Here is a 19,726-nt window from a genome sequence, read left to right on the forward strand (position 1 = left end):
GGGCGGCAGCTGCATTCGGGGCCCGAACCCACGATCAACGCGACGGATCGCCATGCCACCAGCTTCCGACATCGAACGCTTCTGCAAAGCCGGTCTTGGGGCCATGCTCGACCGCGACGAGGCCGGGATTGAATCCTCGGCGACCTTCGCGAGCCTGGGCCTCGACTCCGCCGCCGCTGTTCATTTCGTCCTGGAAGTGGAGCAAGAATACGGTGTCGAGCTCTATCCTGGTGTGACACAAGATTACCCGACGATCGCGCAATTCGCGGAGTATCTCGGGACTTTGAAGCCAATCTAAATTGTGACCAGCCCTGAGCCTTCCAACCTCGGCCGCTCAAGATGTACTTGTCTTTTCTTTGAGGCCGATCTCGACGGCGCGGGGCATTGGCGATAATAGACCCTCTGCCGATAAACCGACGCGGCAAGACAAGCATTCTTGGGGATGGGCGAGCGCTGATGGCACACGCTTCGAACGCTGCCGGCGGCCAGCACATGGGGAATGCGGACGACATCATTCCGCGCGACATCCGCTTCGGAATTCTGGAGAACGCCCAGCGGCACTGGCTGGAAGACGACATTATCAAGACGGTGCTGATCGACGGCCTGTCGATCTTCCTGCCTGAGGGCGAGCGTTTCTTCATTCGCTCGCTGAAGCACTATGGCCCGAAGCTCCAGGATCGCGAACTCGCCGCCGAGATCAACGGCTATTCCGTGCAGGAAGCCTACCACACGCGCGAGCACGAGGAATACAACCGGGCCATGACGAAGCTCGGCTACGATGTCGAGAAGATGGAAAAGCCGATCCGCCAGGGCTTCGAGATCGTCAAGAATCCGCTGCATCGGCTGTCGATCACCTGCGCGATCGAGCATATGACCGCGACGCTGTCGACACTGACGCTGCGCCATCCCGAACTGATGGACAAGGCCGCGCCGGCCTATCGGCGCCTTTGGATGTGGCACGCGCTCGAGGAACTCGAGCACAAGGCCGTGGCACTCGACGTGCTCAAGGCCGCAACGCCGGGGATGTCGGGCTGGCGGCGCTATATGGTCCGCGTCCTCGGAATGAACGGGACGCTCTTCCCCTTCCTCGTCCTCTTCCTGCGCAATGTCCCGATTTATGCGAAGACGGACGGGGTCAAGACCGGATTGCGCTTCTGGCTGCGCTTCTTCTGGGTGACGATGATCAATCCCGGCTACTGGCGGCGCTGCCTGCCGAATGTGCTGCGCTACTATCTGCCGGGCTTTGATCCGCGTAACAGCGACGATCAGGAGTTGATGCGTAAGGGACGGGACTGGCTGGCGGCGAACCTCCCGCCGACGCCCGGCGCCACAGCCTCCCAACCGAACGTCTGAGGCACAGCGCCCATGGCGAGCCCTGCTTTCTCCGGCCTGCTTGAAGCCATCGATCGGGGCGCTTTTCCCAGAACGCGCAAGTTGTTGTGGCGCGTGCTCTACAACGTGCTGTCGCGCCGGTGGCGCGACGACGACTGGCGGTTCATGAACTACGGCTTCCTGCCGTCGGGGCCCGCCTTTCCGATCGACAAGGACGACGAAGCCGACCGCCCTTTCATCGGGCTCTACGCACAAGCTGTCGACGGGTTGCCGCTAGGCGGCGTACGTGTTCTCGAAATCGGCTCCGGTCGCGGGGGAGGCGCCCGGTATGTCGCGCGTTATCACGCACCTGCCTCGGTCACCGGGGTCGACTACTCGCCCGCGACCGTGCGGCTGGCGCGTCGTCTGAATAGCGATACCGCCAATCTGACCTTCGAGGTCGGCGATGCGGAGAAGCTGCCTTTCGCCGATGCCTCGATCGACGTCGTGGTCAATATCGAGTCCTCCCATTGCTACGGTGATGTCACGGCGTTTGCGCGGGAGGTTGAGCGTGTGCTGACGCCCGGCGGCTGGTTCACATTCGCCGACATGCGCGGAAGGGCTGCCCTTCCCCAGCTACGGCAGCAATTGGCAATACCCGGTATGACTCTGCGCAGCGAAACGGATCTGTCGAAAGGCGTGATCGCCGCTCTCGACGCAGCGGAGCTGCGCAAGCGGACGCGGATCGCCAAGATTCGCTTCATGCGCGGCTTTGTCGCTGAATTCGCCGGCGCACAGGGTTCCGTGCTCTACCGGGAGCTGAGCGAGGGCGGGGTCGTCTACATAGCGCAACGCTACCAGAAGAACCCCTCTGCCAGCTCTCGGCCTTCGGCCGAGCCTTTGCGGTAAAGCACCGCGCTCCGCAACGCGACCTGAAGCGAAGTCGAACTCAGCGGGATTTCGAAGAGCCGGGCTCTGCGGTCTCCGATCCTTGCTCCGAACCCTCGAAGCTCTTCAGCGTGTCGTCGTAGCGCGGATGCAACGTTCCCATCAGGCGATCCCAGAATGAGAAGGTGTGTCCGTAATTGAACCTGAACGTGCCGTGATGCTGGTCGTGAAACACGGTGCTGGCAAGCGGCCACGGCGAGCGGCCAGCCGGAGACGCGAAATGCTCGAACCCGGCATGGCCCAGCATCCCGCTCACCTGATCATAGATCTTCTGCAGCACGAGCATCTGCCACGGGATGGGCAGGACGAACACGATGATCGCGTAGTAGGCCTGGTTGAGGAGCGCCTCGCCGAAGCTCTCGTGATGGTTGCTCCAGACCGTTGGCGCCACGCTCTTATGGTGAAGAGCGTGAAAGCGATAGAAGGCCCGGCTGTGTAGCAGCCGATGAACCCAATAGAACCAAGCGTCATAAAGAATGACCGACACCAGCAGCGTCAAAGGTCCCGACCACCATGTGAGGTCCAGCGGAACAAGCGACCAGCCCTGCCGCTGTGCGAAGAGACCGAACGCAAAACAAGCGGACAAGGTGAGGATCGAAATCGGAGCCCGCCGCAATTCCTTCCATTTGCGGCGGTTGACCCGGTTCTTCTGAATGCGGCGTTCGGGATGCCGGGCATTCATGATCTCGAAGAAGAGGCCCGTCAGCAGCATCACCAGAATGACGGCACCCGCCACGAGACTAAGAAGGTAGAGAAAGTCGATCAGGAGCGTCACAGTCCAGCCAATCTTCGAGCCTCGGCTTCTCCGGGTTACGGATGCGCCTGCATCGCTGCGTCCCCATCCAGATAAAGCAAGCGATCCTCCTGATTGGTGGGATCGAGCAGGCTTTCGTCCGAAGCCGGAACAACTGCCGCATCGTAGCCGAGGCACTGGAGCACGGGATAGGGGCCGCGCAACAACGCGAGCAAGGCTTGTGGATCACGGCAACGCCCGGGATTGAACTCAAGCACGATGCGCGGCCGCCAGCGCGCGATCGTCTGACCCAGCCCGACGACGATGTCCTCCTCCGCTCCTTCGGCGTCGATCTTGAGGAAATCGACACGCGGAAACTCCCCGAGCAACCCATCGAGGCTGCGGATGGGAACCGCGACCAGCGCGGCATCATCAGGCGCGGCGGCCGCGCTCACGAGCATCGCGTTCTTTGGCTCGCCCGCCGGCACGAAAAGGCGCCCTTCTCCCTCGTTCGAGCCGGCAGCGGCAGCCACGACGGTGCTGCGGCCGGCAAAACCGTTGAGCTCAAGGGTTCGCCGGAGCATCTCGACCACCGGTGGATTCGGCTCGACTGCCATCAAGCGCCCCGTCGGTCCGACGAGATCGCTCATGAGCAGCGAATAATAGCCAAAATTCGCGCCCACATCGGCGACATGCATGCCAGGCTCGACCAGACGGGCGATGAATTGCGTCAGCCACATCTCCCAATAGCCGTCTAGCATCACATGCGCGGCAAAGCCTCGATCGCGTGTATCGAGAAACGCCTTGTATCGCCCCAAAATGCGCGAGAGGACGATATGCTCGCCGAGATAGGCGGTTTGCGTCGCCGCACGGCAGAGACATTCAGTATGATAGCGATCCGGTCCTCGAAGCTCGTCCACGGACAGGATGCTTCCGGGAACGATCGGCATTGGCATCGACATTGGCGGAACGACCGGAGGCGGCATCTTCTTGTTCCTGATCAACCTGTCTACTCCAACCGCCATCAATACCGTCCACCAAATAGCCGGCTCGACCACGCAGCCCGCTAGGTTGCGATACCCCGTTCAACCAACAAGCGCACGACACGGTCGGCAAGGTCGTCGGCCTCGTACCGGCTGCTGTCAAGAAGAAGGTCGGGAGCGGTAGGACGCTCGTAACTTGAGCTTATTCCGGTGAAGTTGCGAATCTCGCCGCGCCGCGCCTTGGCATAGAGCCCCTTCGGGTCGCGATTCTCACAGATTTCGAGAGGAGCATCGACAAAGAGTTCGAGGAAGGGAGTTCCTTCAAGCCGCTCGCGAACCATCGCCCGGTCGGCAGCAAAGGGCGAGATGAAGCTGCACAACACGATCAGGCCCGCATCGACCATCAGCCTGGCGACTTCCGCGACGCGTCGCAGGTTTTCGACGCGATCCGCCTCCGTGAAGCCCAGATCGCGATTCAACCCGAGCCGAATATTGTCGCCGTCCAACAGGATCGTCAGCTTGCGTCTGGCATGCAGCTTGCCCTCGAGAGCGTCGGCTATGGTCGATTTGCCCGCCCCGGACAATCCCGTAAACCAGAGGACCGCGCCCTTCTGGTCAAGCATGTCCTCGCGTGCTCGCCGATCGACCGTCAATTTCTGGGCGAACACATTACTTCCGCGATCAAGGGCGTTCCGGACCATCCCGGCGGCGACTGTCTCGCCGGTCACCCGGTCGATCAGCAGAAAGCTGCCGGCGCCGCGGCAACGCTCATAGCTATCGAAAGCGATCGTTCCGGGCGTCGCAAGGTGGCAGATGGCGATGTCATCGCGCGTGATTTCGGTTGCCGCCACCCGCAGCCCGCTGACGATGTCGAGCTTGCCTCGGATCGCCGTCACGGTGACCGGGCTGACACAAGTCCCAAGACGCAGTTCATAGTCGCGGCCGGCAAACAGCGGCCGCTCGCCGAACCAGATCACTTGCGCTGAAAAGTGATTGGAGCAGGCGGGAAGGTCGGCATCCGTATGCAGCAAATCGCCGCGTCCGAGATCGGTTTCCGGGGTCAGCGTGACTGCAACAGCGGCCCCGGGACCAGCCCGGTCGACCGGCCCTTTGACGCCAACCAGTCGTTCGACGACGGCTTCGGCCCCGCTGACCGCGACACGGACCCGCTCGCCCAGTGTCAGCGTCCCCGTTGCGATCGTGCCCATATAGAGGCGCACGCCCTCCGACGTGCGGCAGACGCCCTGGATTGGCAGGCGCAACCCGGTGCTGCTCTCAGTCTGAACGACCTCAAGGCGTTCGAGATGTTCCAGGAGCGTGGCTCCGGCGTACCAATCCAAAGATCGGCTCGCGATGACGACGTTGTCGCCGTGACGAGCGGATATCGGGATCGGAACGACGTGTAGTTTCAACTGCGCGGCGACTGGCGCGAACGTTTCGCAGATGCGACGAAAATGCTCTTGCGAGAACCCGACAGCGTCCATCTTGTTCACGGCGAGAACCACATGCCGGATGCCGAGAATGCTGCAGATGGCGGCATGCCGGAAAGTCTGCTGCTGCAGTCCGCGGATGGCATCGACCAGAATGATCCCGACCTCGCATTGCGAAGCCCCGGTGGCCATGTTGGCGGTATATTGCTCGTGGCCCGGCGTATCGGCGATGATGAAATCGCGGCGCGCCGTCGACATGTAGCGATAGGCGACGTCGATCGTGATGTTGCGCTCGCGCTCGGCCTCGAGCCCGTCCGTTAAAAGCGAATAGTCGATCTCGCCGTCGCTCGTCCCGTAGCGGCGCGAATCCGCGGCAAGCGCCACCAGTTGGTCCTCGGGGACCGCCCCAGCTTCAAAAAGCAGACGCCCGATGAGGGTCGACTTGCCGTCGTCAACCGCACCGCATGTCAGGATGCGCAAAGCCGGCGGACGTTCACAGGGCCTTGCCGCTTCAGGCGGGCCGAAGACCGCCTGATAGGACGCAGAAATGGGATTCAAAAATAGCCCTCCCGCTTCTTAGCCTCCATCGATGCAGCGCCTGCACCATCGATCAGCCGCCCGTGCCGCTCCGAGGTGTTGGTCGCTGCAAGTTCAGCCACGACATCCGCAATCGTCGCGGCCTCGGACTCCACCGCCCCGCAGAGGGGATAGCAACCCAGCGACCTGAAGCGGACGGATCGCAATTCGGCCGTCTCGCCAGATTGAAACGGAAAGCGCTCGTCATCGACGACGATCAGGGCTTCGCCACGCAGCACTACCGGCCTATGCCTCGCCAGATAAAGCGGGACGATCGGAATGCCCTCGGCAAGCGTGTAGCGCCAGACGTCGCGCTCGCTCCAGTTCGACAATGGAAAGACGCGCATCGTCTCCCCGGGGCGCAGATGCGGGTTTGCCAGCCGCCAGAATTCCGGCCGCTGGCTGCGCGGCTCCCAACCGTGCTGGGGACTGCGCAAGGAAAACATGCGCTCCTTTGCGCGGCTCTTCTCTTCGTCTCGCCGTGCCCCGCCGATCGCGACGTCGAAGCCGCCAAGCTCCAACGCTTGCTTAAGCGCGTCGGTCTTCATGATCCGCGTATAGGCGTTGGCGTCGGCAGTGAATGGCGTGATCCCGCGCGCCAGCCCTTCTTGATTGACATGCACCCGTAGATCAAAGCCCAGCGCATTCGCCAGGCGATCACGAAACCCGATCATCTCGCGGAATTTCCACGTCGTGTCTATGTGGAGGAGCGGGAACGGTGGCTTCGCCGGCCAGAACGCCTTGGCGGCCAGATGAGCGAGAGCCGTCGAATCCTTGCCAATCGAATAGAGCATGACAGGGCGCCGAAACAGCGCAGCGGTTTCCCTCAGCAGGAAGATCGCCTCCTCCTCCAGCCTCCTGAGATGACTCACGTTTCGCTTCGCCCAGTCGCTGCGTTGCCGATATCCGGCAACGCCAATCCACGATTTCGCTGCATCACGGGCCGCCAGGCCCCCTGTTTACTTGAACCCGGCGGCGATGCTGGCGCCCTGCACCACGGGCGACGTCAGGCTCTGGAAGATGGAGAGAGCCTTTTGCACGTCCGTCAGAGACGCGTTGGAAACATAGAGTATGTCGCCTCGCTGCATGCGCAGGCCTTGCGCCACAAACAGACCGCTGGGATCGCGCAGGTTTACGCGATAAATCACCGGGACCGAGCGACCGTAGCCAAGAAGGGGGCTGTCCGGCTTGATCCGCCGCAGGACGTCGGACGATTCGAACCGGTACAGGAACACGCCTTCCGGATCCGCTCGGAAGTCCAACAAGCCGCCTGCCTTGGCCATTGCCTGCGCCAGGTTCATGGCGTCGGCGTCGAAGGGGATCTCCGCATTGCGGCCGGTTGCACCGGCCGCAATAAAGGTTCGCGGGTTGCGCACGAGCGTCAGCGTATCGCCACCGCGCAGATAGATGTTCTCGCGAGGGTTGTTGACGATCGCGATCATTGGCACGGCAAGGGTTCGCGAGCCACGCGTCAACCGGACTTCCGTTTCGTTGACAGGCGCGCGGATGCCTCCCGCAGCGGCGATGACTTCGAGGACACGATCGCCTTTGTTGGACAAGGGAATGCGTCCACCCGATGCAACTTCTCCCGTGACTGCAACCGTGCTGCTGACCGAGCGGCTGATCGTCACCAAAATCTGGGGCTGGATCGCCTTACCTGCGAGCCGCTCCTCGATGGTGGCCTGAACCTCGGCGGCTGTTTTGCCGGCTACGCCAATGCGCCCGGCATAGGGAACCGATATCGTGCCATCACGAGCGACGGCTTGCTCGGGGATCGTCGCGGTCCGAGAACCAGGCGTGAAGCGATCCGTCGTAAGCGGCGCGGAAAAGAGGCCGCCGGCGCCAGCCTCCCAAATCGTCACAGCAACAAAATCGCCGATCCCGATCCGCGATTCGACCGCGCCGCTGCGATCCCCAAAGCTGCCGCTGAAGCTATCGACAGCGCGCGCGTTGAGGACCGAGAGCGACGCCGGGGCCAAATCAATCAGCTCGAAGCCGAAATTCGCGTTATCCCCGGGCTGAGCAACAATATCGGCAGTGGATGGACCACTCGCGGGAAGACTGGAACAGCCCGCCAAAGCCATGACGGACAGAATCGCTACTAGGCCAACCCGCACTGATCCCATCTCCTAAGCCACTCGGCGACTACCATTGATCAGCCCGTTTGGAAACGAAGCCGAGGCGTCACAGGTATATTCCCTTGCCCAGTGTGGCCTCTGCGCATCGCTGATCAGTTACGAAAACCGCGGCATTAGCGAATATGATTACTAAAATACCAAATAGTGAACCTGGGCTGGGACCTCGAATTGCCCGAGCAGAATTGCCTCGCCCCCCATTGAACGGATACACTTTCAGCCTGAGCGGAGCCACTTGGCGATTCCGCTCCTGCCCAAACGTTCCCGCCGCTAAAGGCCTTCTAACGGCGTCACTTAACCTTGATGCTATGCTCGCGCACGCCGGCGAGGAGGAGCCATCCGACGAAGAAGAGCATCAGGCTACCGGCAAAGGCCAGGAGCACGCTGCGCAAACGCCGAGGCTGCTCGGCATAGTCAGCGACATGCGGTTCCACCACGCGTTCGAGATAGAGCTGCTGGCGACGCGCTTCATTGCGAGCCACCTCCAGACCGGTGACGGCGGAGGCCAAGGCCTTGACGGCGAATTCACGCTGCAGGGTCAGCCGCTCATAACCAGCGATCTTTTCGGCCAAGCCGTCGGAAGCATTCGAGACCCGCTGACGCTCAAGGGTGATCTGGCCTTCGAGAGCCGCGATGCGTCGCTGCAAACCGGGAATCTGCGGGGAGCTCGGCGAGGAGGCCTGAACCTCCCGAAGCTGCGCCGTCACGACCGCAAGTTCGGCGGAGAGGCGCCCGATAAGTTCCGCCACGATCAACGAACTCTTCGACGGATCGAGCATCAATTCGCGGTTTCGGAATTCGGTGATCGCGATCTGGGTCTCGACCAGCCGCTCTTCGCCACGTTTCACTTCTGCCTCGGCGAAGCGGATGGCGTCGGCGCGAATCCGTTCGTTCATGCGATTCACCAGCGTCTCACCCAGCTCGAGCAGGTTTCGGTTGATCGCGAGGGCGTCCTCCGGCCGGAAGGTATCAACCTTCAACGTCGTCAGGCCGGTGGACGCACCGTGAACGACGCTGACGCGCGACTTGTAATATTGATAAAGCTCTTCCTCGGTCGAACCATAAATCGGGTTCGGATAGCGAGCGATGAAATCCGCGCCTGAGCGATTGAACATCTCGCGCAGTGGCAAGCGCTGCGACAGCGCAGTGACCGCATCGCGCGACAGCAGATACTCCTGCACGGAATAGCTGTCGTCCTGCGAGCGCGAAATACCGACGATCTGCAGCAAGCCCCCGAGCCCCCCAGACAGGGGTGACTTCGCAGAGCGAACGACGAAAGTGGACTCAGACATAAATCGATCGGAGGCGACAAGGCCGAAATAGAGCGCTGAAATCGCCGTCGGCAGCACCACGACGAGCAGGAACGCGACTTTGCTCCAGCTCAGGCGCGGCGCGGCGGGATAACGGCGTATCCGTGCGCCGGCCACCGCGCCATTCCCGTCCGCTGCGCCTGACATGGGCAGGCCGAATCGCTTGGCCGCGAGCGGTCGCGCCGCATGCGCGATCGGCCGCAGCCGCCGGGAGATCTTCTCGAAGCGTTGCCTCATCTCGACATCGTATCGCCTTGGCAAAGCCGCACAATACTGCGGCCGAAAGCATCAGTTCGGCATTCCTATCCAGAAGTCCGCCTGCTATCTAGCATTCTTCGCACAGAGATCAGAAGACGATGTCACAAGGCGTCACGCCGGATCAGGTCACGGAGTATGTCGAACTCGTACCGCTTCGGGCGGAGGAGCTCGATCTGCACGTGCCTGTCGCAAGCAATCATCCCGATTGGCTGATCTGGCTGCGCCGCCACGCCCTGCTCCTCATCACCTTCGTTCTGCCCAGTGTCGTGGCCGTGCTGTACTATGGGCTGGTTGCCGCCGACCGATACACATCGGAGGCGCAATTCGTCGTTCGAAGCCCCAGCCGAACCGGGATCGACCAGCTCACGAGCGCGATCCCGACGACCACCGGAACCGAGCGCGCTTCGGACGAGGCCAGTGCCGTCCACCAGTTCGTCCGCTCGCGCGATGCCGTAGAGTTGCTCGTGCGAGAGGCTGACCTGCGGGCCATTCTGTCGCGGCCCGAGAGCGATCCCGTCTGGCGCTTCCCCGGCTGGTTCTCAAAAGATCTGCGCGAAAAGCTGTTCGATCGCTATCTCGACTTCGTTTCGATCAAGCAGGACAGCGGGACTGGCATAAGTACGCTCACGGTGCAGAGCTTCCGACCGGAGGATTCGGTCAAGATCGCCCAAACCCTGCTTGAGGGCTCCGAGGCTCTGATCAATCGACTGAACGAACGCGCCCGCCGCGACACCATCCGGGCGGCGGAAGCCGAAGTCGAGTCCGCGAAGTCGCGCGCGTTCCAACGGCGGGAGGAGCTCACAGTCTTCCGGACCCGTGCCGGCACGGTCGATCCCGCCAAATCCTCGCAAAACCTGCTGGAAACGATCGGCAAACTATCTTTCGAAGCCGCGCAGGCCAACGCTCAACTCGCCGAGGCGCTGCGGAATTCGCCGCAGGGACCGCAGGTTACGAATCTGCGCAACCGAATACAGTCAGTCGAGCAGCAAATTGTCGAAGAGAAACGCCAGATCGGCGGTTCGGCACAGGCGCTGGCGCCCGTTATCGCTGATTACGAGCGCCTCGTTTTGGAGCGCGAGTTTGCCGACCGGGCGCTCGCCTCGGCCCTTGCTTCCCTTGAGAATGCGCGCATCGAGTCCCAGCGGCAGCAGCTTTACCTCGAGCGCGTCGTCGAACCGCATGCAGCCGACTACCCGAGCCAGCCGAAGCGCCTGCTCTGGATCGGCATCGTCGTGGCGTTGAGCTTTTCGGTATACTCGATCTGCCGTTCGCTGATCGAAAACATCCGCGGGCATGAGCCCTGACATGAACGCTTTTCACGCAGGCCAGGCTCGGCCCGACGTCTCAGCCGCCCGACCGGAGCGCGCCGTGCGCGCCGACGATGTGATCAAGGAATTCCATACTGAACATGGCCCACGCCGTGTCCTGGACGGGATCTCGTTCAGCATCGGCATCGGTGAGCGCATGGCCATTCTCGGCCGCAACGGCGCTGGAAAATCGACGCTAATCAAAATCCTGGCCGGTGTGGAGCGGCCGACCTATGGGAAGGTCCATCGAGGCCTGAACATGTCCTGGCCCCTGGCTCTCGGCGGTGGCTTCGAAGGGCAGATGACCGGCTACGACACGTGCCGGTTCATCTCGACGCTTTACGGCGCGCCGCTCAAAGAGACCGTCGAGTATGTTGCGGATTTCACCGAGTTGGGGAGCCAGCTCTTCACCCAGGTTCGCTTCTATTCGGACGGCATGCGCGCGCGCCTGGCCTTCGCGCTGTCCCTGGCAATCGACTTCGAATGCTACCTCATCGACGAGGTCATCCTGGTTGGCGACAGGCGCTTCCAGCAGCGTTGCCATGACGAGCTTCTGGTCAAGCGCAAGGACCGGGCGATGCTGATGGCGATCCATTCGATGGAGTTCGCCAAGGAATTCTGCAGCTCGGCTTTGGTCCTCAAGCAAGGCCGCGGGCGCGTTTTCTATGATCTTGATCTGGCGTGCTCGATTTATGCGACATTGTGAGCGAGGCAGGGCGGCGTTCTGTCGTGTAGTGATCTTTCCGGCATGTTGATCGTCGTCCTAGGCATACCAAGCGCCTTTGCCTCTTGGGGGGTTGAGGTGGTCCGCTCTCTCGCGCAATCTGCCCATCCTGATCTGCAGATGCGCTGGATCGATCGGGCTGACTCTTTTGATCCCGATAACGCCACGCCGTTGCTCATCTGCTCGCAATTTCCGTCGCGGTCCTTGCGGCAGGCATTGCCGATGCATCAGGCTCCCATGATCGTCTTCACCACAACCGGCATCGACGCAGTCGCCCACCAGCGCCAGTTCCAGCCGGGGCTGATCGAGGCTGTGCGGACGATCGGCGCGAGCGTCGCATTGATTGGAGATTGCCGGCCGCAAAAACGGGCCCTGCTTCTCGATGCGACCACTGCGCCATCGGAAGGGATCATGATCCAAGCCATCGCGCACCATATCGGCTGCGGTATCGCGGCCGATGCCGTCGACGCGGTACTGGCGTCCGTCGGACCGATGCCTCAGCAGACGGCATCCACCTTCACGGAAGCGGAAGAAGGCATCGTCACGCTCGTCCTCGAGAACGGCATCGCGCATCTGCGCGACGCTGGCGTCCCGCTCAGATCGATCTGGCCCCATCGCGTCTTCTTTTCAGGGGATCGCCCGAACGAAGAGGCCCCGCTCGTCATGGATGCCACGGGCGGGTCGCGTGTCTTGTACTATGGGCCGTACTTTCATCTCGCCGAAGGGCGCTGGCGAGCCAAGCTGACGCTCGGCTTCACCAAGGAAGCTGTCGGGTTGCCGCTCAAAATGGCAGCCTTTGGACCGGGCTTGCTGGGCGAGGCACGGCTGCGGCCACGGCAGGAAGGCATTTTCGCGGCCCAGTTCAGCTTCCTCGTCAGCGAGCCGGAAAATCCGGTGGAGTTCCATGTCCGGACCGAGGAAGGCGCCATCGAAGGACGCATTGCGCTCGGCCAGGTGGAACTCAGCCATCTCGGCCATGCGCAGCAGGCTTCGTGAGCGCCGGCAACGCTCCGAAAGAAGGGACCATGCATCACGATCGGATCGACCTCGGGCCCTTCGCTCCCCCGCTTCGCCCCGCGAAGGCCGGCCTTGGCTGACGTCGTCTACCGCTCGCCGCACCTGCTCGTGAAGGTCGCGCATCGAGGCGGCACCTGCTGTGTCGTGACCTTCGATTCCTATACCGATACGGCAAACCTCGATCGCCCGGCATTCGGCGAGGGTTTCTTCGCGGACCACCAAGTCTCGGCGGTTCATGTCGTGAATGGCCGCAATCGCTGGTATCACGAGCCCGATTGGCGCGAGGCGATTGCCGCGGCGCGCGCTGCGGCCGAAGGCTACGCGCGGGTCGTTAGCTACGGCTCCAGCATGGGCGGCTACGCCGCGCTGCGTTTTGCCGACCGCCTCGGCGCGGCAACAGCGCTGGTGCTCTCACCGCAATACAGCCGCGATCCCCGAAAAGCGCCCTTTGAGAAGCGTTGGCGCAAGCACCGCCGCGAAAAATGGCGGCCCGAGCTGTCCGGCCCGCTGCCCTCGGACGTGCCGGCTATCGTCGCCTACGATCCCGTCATGCGCGCGGAACGGCTGCATTTGGAACGCATCGCAAGCGAAATGCAGGTCGACAGACTTGCCCTGCCCCATGCCGGCCATGCCAGCGCGTCCTTCTTGTCCGAGTGCGGGCTCCTGACTGAGTTCGTCCTGTCGGTCGCGAGCGGCACGGTTGATCTGGCAGCCGTCCGCCAGCTCGCCCGCGCACGGCGGAAACGCTCGCTGCACTATCTGATGACGCTCTCCTATGCGGCGATCGGAAGAGGCAAGCAGCAATGGGCACTGGCCTTGGCCCACAAGGCAACGCTGATGGCGCCGCAGTCCGAACTCGCCTGGCACTATCTCGGCTATCTCCTGTCGCGCCTCGGACGGCATGCCGAGGCCGTCGCCGCCCATCGCCGCTCGGCCGCGCTCGCGCCGGAGGCAAGCGCGATCCAGCTGAGCTTCGCTGCCGCGCAGCGCCGGGTCCGCGATTACGATGGCGCCCTGCGCACCCTGCTCCCACTCTCGGGCAAGCCGATGCCGGACCGGCATCGGCGCAAGGTCGCGAGCATGATCTGGTTCACCCGCGTTCTGCGGCGCGTAGCGCTGGCCCGTCAGAGCATTTTCTCTCGAATGCGATGAAACGCTGGTCTCCTCCCCCACGAGGAAGAGCGCGACACACACGCGGGCAGTTGGGTCTCGTGCGCGTTGCGGAAATGACCTGTATCAGGATCGAACGCGGCGTCTGCACTTCATACGAGCACTCGCTTTACCGGGATTCATGAGGCGGATTTGACAGGAAGCAGCAGCCTCAAGCCTGCTCGAAAAAGCAGATCGCCTCGATGGTTCCGTACCAGCCTAGTCGGGCTTGTCGCGGTCCTGCTTGCCTTAGCCGCATACAGCGAGTGGCTGGGGTTTCAAGCCGCTCAAGATTACCCGCCGCGCGGCACTTTCGCGAACGTCGCCGGCGCCACCCTGCACTACCGCGAAGTCAAGCCTCCGCAGCCATCGAAAGGCACGATTATTCTCGTGCACGGAGCTTGGGCAGGCCAGGCCGACCTTCTCGCGGCGCTCGGCCCTCATCTTCGCGACTATCGTGTTATCGCCATAGACCGGCCCGGCCAGGGTTGGAGTGATCGGCCGGGGGACTGGGACATGGCCGATCCCGGAAACCAGGCCAAGATGCTGATGGGATTGGTGGACAGGATCGCCCCGGAGCGGCTGGTGCTCGTCGCCCACTCGCTTGGCGGGCCGCTCGCAGCCCATATCGCGCTCGAGCGGCCAGAAAGGCTCCATGGCCTCGTCCTGCTCAGCGCAGTCACGCATCCCTGGCTGGGGAACGCCCTGCGCTACCATCCCCTGTCGACCGCGCCGACGCTCGGACCGATCTTCAATCGCCTGATAGGCATCCCCTTGGCGAGGTTTTTGCTCCCGAACGGCGTGACTCTCGCCTTCTCGCCGCGAACCGTCCCGCCCAATTATATGAAGGAGAGCGAGCTGCCGCTGCTGTACCGAGAGAAGACCTTTCGCAGCAATCTTCAGGACATTGTCGCGGCAGATGATTTTCTCAAATCGCAAACCTTGCGTAACCGAGAGCTGCGGGTTCCGATTCTCGCGATCACCGGCGATCGCGACGCTTTCGTTTCACCGGAGCGTCACTCATTGGCGTTGGTGCGCGAGGCCGCGATGGCCCGGGTGATGGTCTTGCCCGGAGTTGGCCATATGCCACACCATGCTGTGCCAAAAATGATTGCGAGGACCATCACGGACCTCATCGGGCAACCATGATCTCCACGAATTTGCACGACACGCGACCGTATGCATTGAACCGACAAATTGTTTACGGCCTTCTTGCACTCCGGCAGATGTGTGACAGGCAGATTCGAATGGGAAAGCGCTCGGCATGACACGCGAGGCACCGACGATAACGACCGATCTTCTCATCGAGCTGTTTCAGCAGGTCATTCAGGAGAACGCGTCGCGCGATCGCCCTAAGCTCGCTGCCATTGTTTGGGGGCCTGAGACGCTTCTCGAAGATACCGCCTTTGACTCGTTCGATCTGGTCGAACTGATTTTCAAGATCGAAGACCGGTTCAGCATCGATATCGACTATAACGCCAATAACAGCATCAACGATGTGAAAACGATCGCCGAACTCTGCGATGAGATCGGCAAACTTATTGCCCAAAAGCACGCGGCATGACGCGGGTTGTCGTTTCCGGCCTCGGCGTCGTTTCCCCGGGCGGCTGTGACACGGAAAGCTTTTGGCAGGCTCTGCTGACGGGGCGGGGAAGCTTCAGCGGGGCATCTGCCTTGCCTGGCAAGGGCATTCGTGTGTCTGAGGTCTTGAACCAAGACTTCATGGAAGGACTGCCCATTTCGCCCTCAACCTGCGACCGCAATGCGCTGTTTGCTGTCGCGGCAGCCCGCAGGGCGCTGGCGGCCGCTGGCCTTGAGCATGGCCTGCCGCGCCCCGAACGCGTCGGCGTTATCCTTGGCAACGCCGCCGGCGGACAGTGCAGCGTCGATGAACAGTATTCCCGACTCTACCAGCAGAACAAGCGTCCTCCCCCGATGACGGTTCCCAAGGTGATGGCGAGTTCCTCCGCAAGCTGGGTTTCGATCGCGTCGGGTGCAACCGGCCCTTGTTTCGTGACGTCGAGCGCCTGCGCATCCTCCAGCCATGCCATCGGCATCGCCATGCAATTCCTGCGTGCCGGGCTCGCCGACATTATTATCGCGGGGGGTACAGAGGCTGCGCTTTCGGCCGGCACGCTGCTCGCCTGGGACTCCATGAAGATCATGTCGCGCTCCCTCTGCCGGCCATTCGCAGCGGGGCGCAACGGACTGCAGCTTGCTGAAGGCGCGGGCGTCATCGTGCTGGAGACCGAGGCACACGCGCGCAGCCGCGGCCTGAGCCCCACGATCGAGGCGGCGGGCTTCGGTTTCAACGCCGATGCGAGGGACATCGTCTCGCCCGACGCTGCTGGCATGACGGCGGCAATGAAGCTTGCCCTCGCCGACGCGGGGATGGTCGCTAGTGATCTGGCCTACATCAATGCCCACGGAACCGGGACCCGTGCCAACGATCGCACAGAGACGCAGGCCTTGAAGCATCTGTTCGGCGATCGGCCTCTCCCGCCGATTTCCTCGACGAAGGGCGTTACCGGGCATGCGCTCGGTGCCGCGGGTGCGCTCGAGGCTATCGCCACAATCATGGCCATCGAGAATGGTTGGGCCCCTCCGACCGCAAATTTCGACGCCCCGGACCCGGAATGCGATTTCGATTGCGTGCCCAATGAAGGGAGGGCGATGGCAATCCCGGTTGCCATGTCAAACTCGTTCGCATTTGGCGGGCTGAACGCAGCACTTGTTTTCAGGTCGTTGGGCTAATTGTCATTGCAGATCGCAATCAGCCACCGATCGGTGGAAGAACGAGGGTCCGGTCCTTGTGCATTAGTGGCGGGTCGCGCCAGCATCGCGAGCCGCCAGCAAGGTGTCGACCAGCCTGCGGCGCTGCCGCAATGAGCCCCCGGGCCAATGTCTGGCCAATAGGTCATACTCGTTACTGCTGACTGCCCGCCCAGATGGGATCGAGACCGCGCTCTGCGGCGACTTCCGCCAGCTTAAGCGGCGACAGCTTGGCGAGGTCCGCTTCGGTCGGTTCAGGAAACGCGTTCGCGCCCATCCGGTCGCGAAGAGCTCGTGGCAAGGGCTCTTCGCAATTTGCGGTCGTGATGGAGCCCGCCTTAACCGTCGGCTTCAGTTCTCCTCGCTCGGCGCAAGTTGGCGCACGAATCGGCGCAGCAAGGTCTCGAAGGCCGAGAGCGCCGGCGAGACCGAACGGCCGCTCGGCCGGATCATGACGATGTCGCGCGCGATCGAAGGTTCTGCCAGAGGGCGAGCGACCACCCCCGAAGGCGCGACGGCACGTGCATAGGTCGGCAGCACCGCAATGCCGAGCCCCGCCTCGACTAGCGCCAGCGCCGTCGTGATCTGCGCCACCTCATAGGCCGGCCGCAACGTGATCTCGGCGCTTTCATAACCGACCTCGACCAGCAGGCGGATGCCGCTGTCGCGAGTCAGCGTGATCAGTTCCTCTTCCGCAAGATCGCGCCAGAGCACGCTCTCCCGCTCCCCGAATCGGCTGCCCCGCGCGCAGAACAGCATCAGGCTGTCGCGGGCGAGCGGCGTGCGCTCGATATTGTCCTCCAGCGCCGAGAAGGTTCCGACCCCGCAATCGGCCCGGCCGAAGCGGACGGCTTCGACGACGAGATCGTTGCGCGCATCGATAATCGCGACCTGGAGACCGGGGTGCTTCTCGCGCAGCGCGGCGATGGTCGGCGGCATGATCACGGCCGCGAGCAGCGGTGGCACCGCCACCACGATGCGCCCGCGCCGCCGCTCCGCCAGCCCGTTGGCGTTCTGCACCGCCGTGTCCAGATCCTGCGCGATCTTCAGCGCCGCGCCGTGGAACTCGCGCCCGCCCTCGGTCAGCTCGACGCGGCGCGTCGTGCGGTCGAGCACCCGGATGCCGAGCTCGCGCTCCAGCTCTCGCACCAATTGCGAGAGCGCCGGCTGCGCCATATGCAGCCGCTCTGCCGCCTTGGTGAACGTGCCCTGCTCGGTCACCGCGAGGAAGGCCTGGATCTGGCGCAGCGTGATCGCCATGGATTTCCCGATTTATAAGGAGAGCTTCCGAATTCATACGAATGTTACGAGTTGCCGTATACCCCGCCTGTCATGCCATCATTCCTCATCGCCCCAATCGGATCCGGGGCGACGCCTGGCGGGGACGCGGAAAGGCGGCGGCGGATGAGCGGCTCAAGGCCGGCCCTCGCCATCGCCGCCCGCCCAGCCCGGACCGTGCGGGAATGCGAGGGTGAGTCTTCCATGAAATACGCCAAGAAGGACGCCAAGGCCTATGCCCGCGCCCATATGAAAGGCATCTGGGCGGCCGCGCTCACGCCCTTCACCGATACCCTCGCCATCGACGAGGACGGTTTCCGCCAGAACATCCGCCACTGGCTCGACGACCTCAGGATCGACGGGCTGTTCATCGCCGGCAAGCAGGGCGAGTTCTTCTCGATGTCGATCGAGGAACGCAAGCGCAGCTTCGAGCTGGCCGTCGAGGCTTCCGCCGGGCGCGGCCAGACGATCATGTCCTGCTCCGACCAGAACATGGATGTGGTGATCGACCTCGCCCGCCATGCCCAGAAGGTCGGCGCCGACTACATCGTGGTGCACGCGCCGATCCTGCATTTCTTCAAGGCGCAGGACGAGACGCTCTACGAATATTACCGGACCATCGCCGAGAAGGTCGATATCGGCATCGCGCTCTGGAGCCACCCGGATTCCGGCTATCTGATGAGCCCACAACTCTGCAACCGCTTAGCGGATATCGAGAACGTGGTTGCGATCAAGTACAGCGTGCCACGCCCGATGTATGCCGAGCTCACCCGCCTTGCCGGCGACCGCATCCTGGTCAGCACGGCCTCCGAGGAGGAGTGGCTCGACAACATCCTCGAGCTCGGCTGGCAGCTCTATCTCTGCTCGTCGCCGCCCTATCTCATCCAGACGGCGAACGATCTGCGCATGCGCGAATACACCGACCTCGCCTTCCGCGGCGAGGCTGAGAAGGCCCGCGCCATCCGCGACAGCCTGAATCCGGTGCGCGAGGCCCTTCGCGGAACACGCCCGGCAGAGAAGCCGCACGCCCACCAGAAGTATTGGCAGGAGCTGCTCGGGCAGGTCGGCGGGCGCGTCAGGCCGCCGATGCTGGAACTGACCGAGGCCGAGAAGGCCGCGACGCGCACCGCCTTCGAGAGCTGCGGCCTGAAGCCCGGCCGGGCCCCCCTGGCCAAGGCCGGCTGAACGAGATCCGAGACAAGAACGGGAGAGGTGGAGAGATGGCGACCGAAGGGCGGCTGAAGGCCTTCAACTTCAACAAGTGGATCGAGGAGCACAAGCATCTGCTCAAGCCGCCGGTCGGCAATCAGCAGATCTGGACCGACTCCGACCTGATGGTGACGGTCGTCGGCGGCCCCAACCGCCGCACCGACTATCATGACGATCCCGTCGAGGAGTTCTTCTACCAGCTCAAGGGCGACATGATGCTCAAGCTGGTCGATGACGGGAAGCACTATGACGTGACGATCCGCGAGGGCGACATCTTCCTGCTGCCGCCGCATGTGCGCCACTCGCCGCAACGCCCTCAGGAGGGCTCGATTGGTCTCGTCATCGAGCCGAAGCGGCCGGAGGGCTGGCTCGACGCCTTCGAATGGTACTGCTTCGAATGCCAGGGCCTCGTCCATCGTGTGGAGGTCGACCTCGTCAGCATTGTCGACGACCTGCCGCCGCTCTACCGTGAGTTCTACGGCAACGAGCAGGCTCGCACCTGCCCGCATTGCGGCACCTTGCATCCCGGCAAGGAGCCGCCGGCGGGCTGGGTCTGCCTGTGATGCCATGCTGTAGGCGCCGCTCG

Annotated in this window: 19 protein-coding genes; 12 read left to right on the forward strand and 7 right to left on the reverse strand. The window is 62.9% G+C overall.

Annotated features, from left to right (window positions below):
* Positions 1 to 52 precede the first annotated feature (52 nt).
* From AC1DEZ_RS15175 to AC1DEZ_RS15185, 3 genes are all read left to right on the forward strand, one after another.
* The gene (locus tag AC1DEZ_RS15175; protein WP_476779881.1) at positions 53 to 298 is read left to right on the forward strand and encodes an acyl carrier protein; all 246 of its coding nucleotides are present in this window, start codon (positions 53 to 55) and stop codon (positions 296 to 298) included.
* Between the two features lie 158 nt (positions 299 to 456).
* Positions 457 to 1,353: a metal-dependent hydrolase gene (locus AC1DEZ_RS15180; RefSeq protein WP_476779882.1), complete on the forward strand. Its 897-nt coding sequence runs from the start codon at positions 457 to 459 to the stop codon at positions 1,351 to 1,353.
* Positions 1,354 to 1,365: 12 nt separating this feature from the next.
* The gene (locus AC1DEZ_RS15185; RefSeq protein ID WP_476779883.1) at positions 1,366 to 2,220 is read left to right on the forward strand and encodes a class I SAM-dependent methyltransferase; all 855 of its coding nucleotides are present in this window, start codon (positions 1,366 to 1,368) and stop codon (positions 2,218 to 2,220) included.
* A gap of 40 nt (positions 2,221 to 2,260) precedes the next feature.
* On the opposite strand, the gene AC1DEZ_RS15190 is transcribed toward AC1DEZ_RS15185, so the two are convergent.
* The 6 genes from AC1DEZ_RS15190 to AC1DEZ_RS15215 all read right to left on the reverse strand — a co-directional run bounded on the left by AC1DEZ_RS15190 (position 2,261) and on the right by AC1DEZ_RS15215 (position 9,543).
* A complete protein-coding gene (locus AC1DEZ_RS15190) occupies positions 2,261 to 3,034 on the reverse strand; it encodes a sterol desaturase family protein (protein WP_476779884.1) in 774 nt (257 codons plus the stop codon).
* A gap of 35 nt (positions 3,035 to 3,069) precedes the next feature.
* Entirely contained in the window at positions 3,070 to 3,912 is an 843-nt protein-coding gene (locus tag AC1DEZ_RS15195; RefSeq protein ID WP_476779885.1) for an FkbM family methyltransferase, read from the reverse strand.
* Between the two features lie 146 nt (positions 3,913 to 4,058).
* Entirely contained in the window at positions 4,059 to 5,963 is a 1,905-nt protein-coding gene (gene cysC / locus AC1DEZ_RS15200; protein WP_476779886.1) for an adenylyl-sulfate kinase, read from the reverse strand.
* Positions 5,960 to 6,853 carry a sulfate adenylyltransferase subunit CysD gene (gene cysD, locus AC1DEZ_RS15205; protein ID WP_476779887.1) on the reverse strand — a complete coding sequence of 298 codons (894 nt, stop codon included), beginning with the start codon at positions 6,851 to 6,853 and terminating at the stop codon, positions 5,960 to 5,962. Before cysD ends, cysC begins: the two co-directional genes overlap by 4 nt.
* Before the next feature lie 87 nt (positions 6,854 to 6,940).
* Positions 6,941 to 8,065 carry a polysaccharide biosynthesis/export family protein gene (locus AC1DEZ_RS15210; protein WP_441510483.1) on the reverse strand — a complete coding sequence of 375 codons (1,125 nt, stop codon included), beginning with the start codon at positions 8,063 to 8,065 and terminating at the stop codon, positions 6,941 to 6,943.
* A gap of 341 nt (positions 8,066 to 8,406) precedes the next feature.
* Positions 8,407 to 9,543, reverse strand: a complete 1,137-nt coding sequence (locus tag AC1DEZ_RS15215; protein ID WP_476779888.1) for a KpsE/RkpR family capsule polysaccharide export protein — start codon at positions 9,541 to 9,543, stop codon at positions 8,407 to 8,409.
* A gap of 239 nt (positions 9,544 to 9,782) precedes the next feature.
* Here AC1DEZ_RS15215 and AC1DEZ_RS15220 point away from each other — a divergent pair, with 239 nt between their 5' ends.
* From AC1DEZ_RS15220 to AC1DEZ_RS15250, 7 genes are all read left to right on the forward strand, one after another.
* The gene (locus tag AC1DEZ_RS15220; protein WP_441510485.1) at positions 9,783 to 10,988 is read left to right on the forward strand and encodes a KpsE/RkpR family capsule polysaccharide export protein; all 1,206 of its coding nucleotides are present in this window, start codon (positions 9,783 to 9,785) and stop codon (positions 10,986 to 10,988) included.
* A 64-nt stretch (positions 10,989 to 11,052) separates the two neighbouring features.
* Positions 11,053 to 11,697, forward strand: a complete 645-nt coding sequence (locus tag AC1DEZ_RS15225) for an ABC transporter ATP-binding protein (RefSeq protein ID WP_441510486.1) — start codon at positions 11,053 to 11,055, stop codon at positions 11,695 to 11,697.
* Positions 11,698 to 11,739: 42 nt separating this feature from the next.
* Positions 11,740 to 12,711 carry a hypothetical protein gene (locus AC1DEZ_RS15230; protein ID WP_441510487.1) on the forward strand — a complete coding sequence of 324 codons (972 nt, stop codon included), beginning with the start codon at positions 11,740 to 11,742 and terminating at the stop codon, positions 12,709 to 12,711.
* Between the two features lie 93 nt (positions 12,712 to 12,804).
* Positions 12,805 to 13,884 (forward strand): tetratricopeptide repeat protein, encoded by a 1,080-nt coding sequence (locus tag AC1DEZ_RS15235; protein WP_441510488.1) that lies wholly within the window; start codon positions 12,805 to 12,807, stop codon positions 13,882 to 13,884.
* A 150-nt stretch (positions 13,885 to 14,034) separates the two neighbouring features.
* Positions 14,035 to 15,030, forward strand: coding sequence for an alpha/beta fold hydrolase (locus tag AC1DEZ_RS15240; protein WP_476779889.1), 996 nt, complete (start codon positions 14,035 to 14,037; stop codon positions 15,028 to 15,030).
* 115 nt (positions 15,031 to 15,145) lie between these two features.
* The gene (locus tag AC1DEZ_RS15245) at positions 15,146 to 15,445 is read left to right on the forward strand and encodes an acyl carrier protein (protein ID WP_441510490.1); all 300 of its coding nucleotides are present in this window, start codon (positions 15,146 to 15,148) and stop codon (positions 15,443 to 15,445) included.
* Complete coding sequence (locus AC1DEZ_RS15250) at positions 15,442 to 16,635, forward strand: beta-ketoacyl-[acyl-carrier-protein] synthase family protein (protein ID WP_441510491.1); 1,194 nt, start codon at positions 15,442 to 15,444, stop codon at positions 16,633 to 16,635. The genes AC1DEZ_RS15245 and AC1DEZ_RS15250 overlap by 4 nt, the downstream gene beginning before the upstream one ends.
* Before the next feature lie 369 nt (positions 16,636 to 17,004).
* Here the strand turns inward: AC1DEZ_RS15250 and AC1DEZ_RS15255 are convergent, their stop codons facing one another.
* Positions 17,005 to 17,913: a LysR family transcriptional regulator gene (locus AC1DEZ_RS15255; RefSeq protein WP_441510492.1), complete on the reverse strand. Its 909-nt coding sequence runs from the start codon at positions 17,911 to 17,913 to the stop codon at positions 17,005 to 17,007.
* A 222-nt stretch (positions 17,914 to 18,135) separates the two neighbouring features.
* On the opposite strand from AC1DEZ_RS15255, the gene AC1DEZ_RS15260 reads away from it, so the two are divergent.
* The gene (locus AC1DEZ_RS15260) at positions 18,136 to 19,116 is read left to right on the forward strand and encodes a dihydrodipicolinate synthase family protein (protein ID WP_441510493.1); all 981 of its coding nucleotides are present in this window, start codon (positions 18,136 to 18,138) and stop codon (positions 19,114 to 19,116) included.
* Between the two features lie 35 nt (positions 19,117 to 19,151).
* Positions 19,152 to 19,703: a 3-hydroxyanthranilate 3,4-dioxygenase gene (locus AC1DEZ_RS15265; protein ID WP_441510494.1), complete on the forward strand. Its 552-nt coding sequence runs from the start codon at positions 19,152 to 19,154 to the stop codon at positions 19,701 to 19,703.
* Positions 19,704 to 19,726 lie beyond the last annotated feature (23 nt).

The organism is Allobosea sp. 10L422 (genome assembly GCF_056395345.1).

What these genes read in the sequence shown, in the direction of transcription:
- AC1DEZ_RS15175 (WP_476779881.1), top strand. Translation starts at nt 53, where the DNA reads ATGCCACCAGCTTCCGACATCGAACGCTTCTGCAAAGCCGGTCTTGGG.
- AC1DEZ_RS15180 (WP_476779882.1), top strand. Translation starts at nt 457, where the DNA reads ATGGCACACGCTTCGAACGCTGCCGGCGGCCAGCACATGGGGAATGCG.
- AC1DEZ_RS15185 (WP_476779883.1), top strand. Translation starts at nt 1,366, where the DNA reads ATGGCGAGCCCTGCTTTCTCCGGCCTGCTTGAAGCCATCGATCGGGGC.
- AC1DEZ_RS15210 (WP_441510483.1), bottom strand. Translation starts at nt 8,065, where the DNA reads ATGGCTTTGGCGGGCTGTTCCAGTCTTCCCGCGAGTGGTCCATCCACT.
- AC1DEZ_RS15220 (WP_441510485.1), top strand. Translation starts at nt 9,783, where the DNA reads ATGTCACAAGGCGTCACGCCGGATCAGGTCACGGAGTATGTCGAACTC.
- AC1DEZ_RS15230 (WP_441510487.1), top strand. Translation starts at nt 11,740, where the DNA reads ATGTTGATCGTCGTCCTAGGCATACCAAGCGCCTTTGCCTCTTGGGGG.
- AC1DEZ_RS15245 (WP_441510490.1), top strand. Translation starts at nt 15,146, where the DNA reads ATGACACGCGAGGCACCGACGATAACGACCGATCTTCTCATCGAGCTG.
- AC1DEZ_RS15250 (WP_441510491.1), top strand. Translation starts at nt 15,442, where the DNA reads ATGACGCGGGTTGTCGTTTCCGGCCTCGGCGTCGTTTCCCCGGGCGGC.
- AC1DEZ_RS15255 (WP_441510492.1), bottom strand. Translation starts at nt 17,913, where the DNA reads ATGGCGATCACGCTGCGCCAGATCCAGGCCTTCCTCGCGGTGACCGAG.
- AC1DEZ_RS15260 (WP_441510493.1), top strand. Translation starts at nt 18,136, where the DNA reads ATGAAATACGCCAAGAAGGACGCCAAGGCCTATGCCCGCGCCCATATG.
- AC1DEZ_RS15265 (WP_441510494.1), top strand. Translation starts at nt 19,152, where the DNA reads ATGGCGACCGAAGGGCGGCTGAAGGCCTTCAACTTCAACAAGTGGATC.